We start from the raw sequence: 5055 nt of genomic DNA, 5'->3' as shown, positions 1-5055 counted from the left end.
GGGTGAAGGCATCGGCCACCAGCACCATGGGGCGCAGGTCGACCTCGGATGCCCGGTGGGCAAGCAGGTCGGCGAACCGGGCGTAAAGCCCATCGTACTCGCCGTGGATGGCGGCGTCGTCCTTGTCCCCGCCACCATGCGTGGCGCCGTCGACCGTCATTACCGCGCCACCCTTTTCGAGCGTCAGCGTGCCGGCATCCGTCTCGACCGCGATGCGCCAGAGGGCGTCGCCCTCGAAGAGAAAGTCGATCTCGGCGGTCACCAGCGGGCCCGAAGGCCCGTCCATGCGGATCTCGCCAGCGATGGGCGTCTCGCAATTGGTGGGAAAGTGCAGTTCGGCGCCGGTGACGTGGACCGGGACGGGCAGGATCTCGGTCAGGATCGAGAAGGCGTTGATCGCGGGATCGAAGATGCCGAGTCCGCCGGCCTGCCAGATCCATTGCTGGCCCGGGTGCCAGACGCGCACGTCCTCTTTCCATTGGATGCGGACCGAGCCGACGGTCTTGTCCGCCAGCCATGCCTTGGCCGCCGGGACCGAGGCCGCCTGGCGCGAGTGCCAGGTGGCGAACAGGCTCAGCCCTTTGTCCTGCGCGAGCGCCTGAAGCGCATGGACCTCGGACAGCGACGCGCCCGGGGGTTTTTCGAGCATCACGTGGCGGCCCGCGTCCAGCGCGGCACGGGCGCCGGCGTAGCGGACCTGCGGCGGCGTGCAGAAGCTGATCGTGTCGATGTCAGGCCGGGCCGCCAGCAGCGCCTCGAGCGTGTCGAAATTCTCGACCCCGTCTATGCCGCCCGAGCGGCTGACCGTGGCGGCCAGCTCGAACGCGTCCGACGCGGCGAGGGCCGGGATGTGCTGGTCGCGGGCGATCTTGCCGATGCCGACGAGCGCGAGCTTAGTGGCTGTCACGAGGCACCTCCCGTCCGCGGCAGCCCTTGAGGAAGGTGAAGTCGGCGCCGGTGTCCGGCCCCTCGACGTTGTCCTGGTAGAGCCGCGTGTATCCGCCGTTCTTGGTCACTTCCTCGGGCGGGGTCCAGTCGGCCAGGCGCGCGGCGATCTCCTCGTCGCTCAGGTCCAGGTGCAGGCGACGTTCGGCGACGTCGACCTCGATCATGTCGCCGTTGCGCACGATCGCCAGCGGCCCGCCGGCGGCGGCCTCGGGCGAGGTATGCAGGATCACCGTGCCGTAGGCGGTGCCCGACATGCGCGCGTCCGAGATGCGCACCATGTCGGTGATGCCCTTGCGCAGCACCTTGGGCGGCAGACCCATGTTGCCGACCTCGGCCATGCCCGGATAGCCCTTGGGGCCGCAGTACTTCAGCACCATCACGCAGGTCTCGTCGATGTCGAGCGCCTCGTCGTTGATCTTGGCCTTGTAGTCGTCGATGTCCTCGAAGACGACGGCGCGCCCGCGGTGCTTCATCAGCGCGGGCGTCGCGGCCGAGGGTTTCAGCACGGCCCCGCGCGGCGCGAGGTTTCCCTTCAGGACCGCGATCCCGCCCGAAGCGGTCAGCGCCTTGTCGGCGGGGCGGATCACGTCCTCGTTCCAGTTGACGGCGTCCTTGACCTCGTCCCAGATCGCGCCGCCCGACACGGTCAGTGCGTCGCGGTGCAGCATCCCGGCCTCGCCCAGACGCTTGAGCACCACCGGCAGCCCGCCGGCATAGAAGAACTCTTCCATCAGGTACTTGCCCGAAGGCATCAGGTTGACGATCGTCGGCACCTCGCGGCCCAGGCGGTCCCAGTCGTCGAGCGTGATGTCCACGTCGACGCGGCCCGCAATCGCCAGCATGTGGATCACCGCGTTGGTCGACCCGCCGATCGCGCCATTGGTGCGGATCGCGTTCTCGAACGCCTCGCGGGTCAGGATATCGGACGGCTTCAGGTCGTCCTTGACCATCTGCACGATCCGCCGGCCCGACAGCTGCGCCATCACCCGGCGGCGCGCATCGACGGCCGGGATCGCCGCGTTGCCCGACAGCGCCATCCCCAGCGCCTCGGCCATCGAGGCCATGGTCGACGCGGTGCCCATCGTGTTGCACGTGCCGGTCGAGCGCGACATGGCCTGTTCGGCCTCGAGGAAATCCTCCTGGGTCATCTTGCCGGCCTTGATGTCCTCGGACATCTGCCACAGCGCGGTGCCACTGCCCACGCGCTCGCCGCGGAACCAGCCGTTCAGCATCGGGCCGCCCGTGACCACGATCGACGGGATGTCGGTCGAGGCCGCGCCCATGATCAGCGACGGCGTGGTCTTGTCGCAGCCGACCAGCAGCACGGCGCCATCGATGGGCTGGGCGCGCATCTGCTCCTCGACCGCCAGCGCGGCGAGGTTGCGGTACATCATCGCCGTGGGGCGGAACGTGTTTTCCGAGGCCGAGAACACCGGCACCTCGACCGGGAAGCCGCCGGCCTCCCACACGCCGGCCTTCACCTTCTCGGCAAGCTCGCGCAGGTGGCCGTTGCAGGGTGTCAGGTCGGACCACGTGTTCATGATGCCGATGACCGGGCGGCCGTCGAACAGGTCATGGGGGTGGCCCTGGTTCTTCAGCCAGCCGCGATGGTAGATCGTGTCCCGCGACGTGCCGCCGTACCATTCCTGGGATCTGAGTTTTCTGGGCCACTGGGCCGGTTCGAAAGGCATGGGCTTCCTTACAGAGTGCGGATTTCGGTGCGTGGCTCGGGCGTGCCGAGCGGCGTGAAGGCGAGCGGGTTTCGCAGCGGCAGGCCGAAGGGCGCGGCCTCGATCTCGAAGACGTCGCCGTCGCGGGTCTGCACGCCGGAGGCGAAGGACAGCGTCGCGGTGCCGAACATGTGCACGTGCAGATCGCCGGGCTGCCGGAACAGCGGGTACTTGAAGTGATGGTGTTCGAGGTTGGCGAAGGAATGGCTCATATTCGCCTCGCCCGACAGGAACGGCTTCTCGAAGATCACCTCGTTGCCGCGGCGGACGCGCGACGTGCCCTCGACGTGCTCGGGCAGCTCGCCAATCACCAGTTCGGGGCCGATCGCGGCCGGGCGCAGCTTGGAATGCGCGAGGTACAGGTAGTTGCGCCGCTCCATCACGTGGTCCGAGAATTCGTTCGCCAGCGCCCATCCCAAGCGGACGGGCGTGCCGTCGGCGGCGATCAGGTAGATGCCGGCGATCTCGGGTTCCTCTCCGCCGTCCTCGGCGAAGTCGGGCGAGACGAGCGGCGCGCCGGGGGCGACCAGGTTGGTGCCGTTGCCCTTGTAGAACCACTCGGGTTGGACGCCCGCCGAGCCGTTGGCGGGCTTGCCGCCTTCGACGCCCATGCGGAACATCTTCATGCTGTCGGTCTCGTCGCCGGTGGCCTTCTTGTGCATGTCCGCGCGCGTCGAGGCCGAGCCGAGATGCGTAAGCCCCGTGCCGGTCAGGTGCAGGTGCGCCGGGTCGGGATGCGTCACTGGCGGCAGCAGGCGCCCCGCGGCATAGAGCGCTTCGAGGTCGATCGCCTTGCCCATGCCGAGCGTCGCGATGCGGTCGCGCAGGGTCTGGCCGGTCTCGACGCATTCGGTCGCGAGGGCATAGAGCGACTGGCCGGTCCGGACCTCGTAGGCCTCGGTGCCGTCGCGCGCCACCAGCTGGGGCGTGCCGTCCTCGCGTGCGTATTGTGAGATCAGCATGTCGTTACCCTTTCTGCTTGTTCAGCACGTCGAACACCACAGCCGCCAGCAGCACGAGGCCCTTGATGACCTGCTGCCAGTCGATGCCGATGCCCAGGATCGACATGCCGTTGTTCATCACGCCCATGATGAAGGCGCCCACGACCGCGCCGATCACGGTGCCCACGCCGCCCGACATCGACGCGCCGCCGATGAAGACCGCCGCGATCACGTCCAGCTCGAACGCGACGCCGGCCTTGGGCGTGGCGGTGTTCAGGCGCGCGGCGAAGACGAGGCCCGCGAGCGCCGCCAGCATGCCCATGTTGGCGAAGGTCAGGAAGGTCAGGCGCTTGGAGTTGATGCCCGACAGGCTGGCCGCCTTCTCGTTGCCGCCGATGGCATAGAGCCGCCGGCCGAAGGTCGTGCGCGAGGTCAGGAAGGAATAGACCGCGATCAGCAGCGCCATGACGATGAAGACGTTGGGCAGGCCGCGGAAATCGGCCATCAGCCAGGACATGTAGACCAGCGCCACGAAGATCAGCCCGGTGCGTGCCGCGAAGAAGGCGAAGGGCTCGGTCTCGGCGCCGGCGGCGGTCTGGCGGGCGCGGTTGCGCACGGCCAACCACAGCAGCAGCCCCGCCACGGCGACGCCCACGATCAGAGACAGCAGGTTCAGGTTCTCGCCGCCGAAGAGATCCGGCACGAAGCCCGACGAGATCAGGCGGAATTCCGGCGGGAAGGGCCCCACGGACTGCCCGGCCAGCAGCCACAGCGTCAGACCCTTGAAGACCAGCATGCCCGCCAGCGTCACGATGAAGGAGGGGATACGGAAATACGCGACCCAGAACCCCTGCGCCGCGCCGATCAACGCCCCGGCCGCAAGGCACAGGATCGCAGCGACCAGCCAGGGCAGACCCCAGTTCACAATCATCACGGCGGCCAGCGCGCCGATGAAGCCCAGGACCGAGCCGACCGACAGGTCGATGTGTCCGCAGACGATCACCAGCAGCATGCCCACCGCCATGATGACGATGTACGAGTTCTGCAGGATCAGGTTGGTCAGGTTCACCGGTTTCAGCAGGATGCCGCCCGTCGCGACCTGGAAGAAGGCCATGATGACCACCAGCGCGATCAGGATACCGTACTCGCGGATGTGGCCCTTGAGGAATTGCCAGCCGGATTTCGCTCCGCCCGCAGTCCCGCTCGAGGCTTGAGTTGTGGTGTCGGTCATGCGGCTTCTCCCGACTTGACGATTCTGGACATTATCTTTTCCTGGCTGGCCTCGGCGGTGGGCATCTCGCCCACCAGGCGGCCTTCGTTCATGACGTAGAGGCGGTCGGTGACACCCAGCAGCTCGGGCAGTTCCGACGAGATCACGATGATCGCCTTGCCCTGTGCCGCGAGGTCACGGATGACCGCGTAGATCTCGTACTTCG

At 67.8% G+C, this 5055-nt stretch carries 4 protein-coding genes and 1 pseudogene; all 5 read right to left on the bottom strand.

The window, feature by feature from the left end:
* The coding region (locus ACFDTC_RS12050; RefSeq protein ID WP_375259126.1) for a Gfo/Idh/MocA family protein at nt 1-907 on the bottom strand (907 nt) is incomplete at its 3' end.
* The gene (araD, locus tag ACFDTC_RS12045) at nt 894-2639 is read right to left on the bottom strand and encodes an L-arabinonate dehydratase (protein ID WP_375259125.1); all 1746 of its coding nucleotides are present in this window, start codon (nt 2637-2639) and stop codon (nt 894-896) included. The genes araD and ACFDTC_RS12050, both read right to left, overlap by 14 nt.
* 8 nt (nt 2640-2647) lie before the next feature.
* Nucleotides 2648-3640 (bottom strand): AraD1 family protein, encoded by a 993-nt coding sequence (araD1, locus tag ACFDTC_RS12040; RefSeq protein WP_375259124.1) that lies wholly within the window; start codon nt 3638-3640, stop codon nt 2648-2650.
* Between the two features lie 4 nt (nt 3641-3644).
* Nucleotides 3645-4850 carry a multiple monosaccharide ABC transporter permease gene (gene mmsB, locus ACFDTC_RS12035; RefSeq protein ID WP_375259123.1) on the bottom strand — a complete coding sequence of 402 codons (1206 nt, stop codon included), beginning with the start codon at nt 4848-4850 and terminating at the stop codon, nt 3645-3647.
* Nucleotides 4847-5055 (bottom strand): annotated as a pseudogene (locus tag ACFDTC_RS12030) (ABC transporter ATP-binding protein); the annotation flags it as partial. The pseudogene ACFDTC_RS12030 and the gene mmsB, both read right to left, overlap by 4 nt.

The organism is Citreimonas sp. (genome assembly GCF_042096055.1).
In the GTDB taxonomy this organism is placed as follows: domain Bacteria; phylum Pseudomonadota; class Alphaproteobacteria; order Rhodobacterales; family Rhodobacteraceae; genus Citreimonas.
This window is presented reverse-complemented; position numbering and strand designations above follow the sequence as displayed.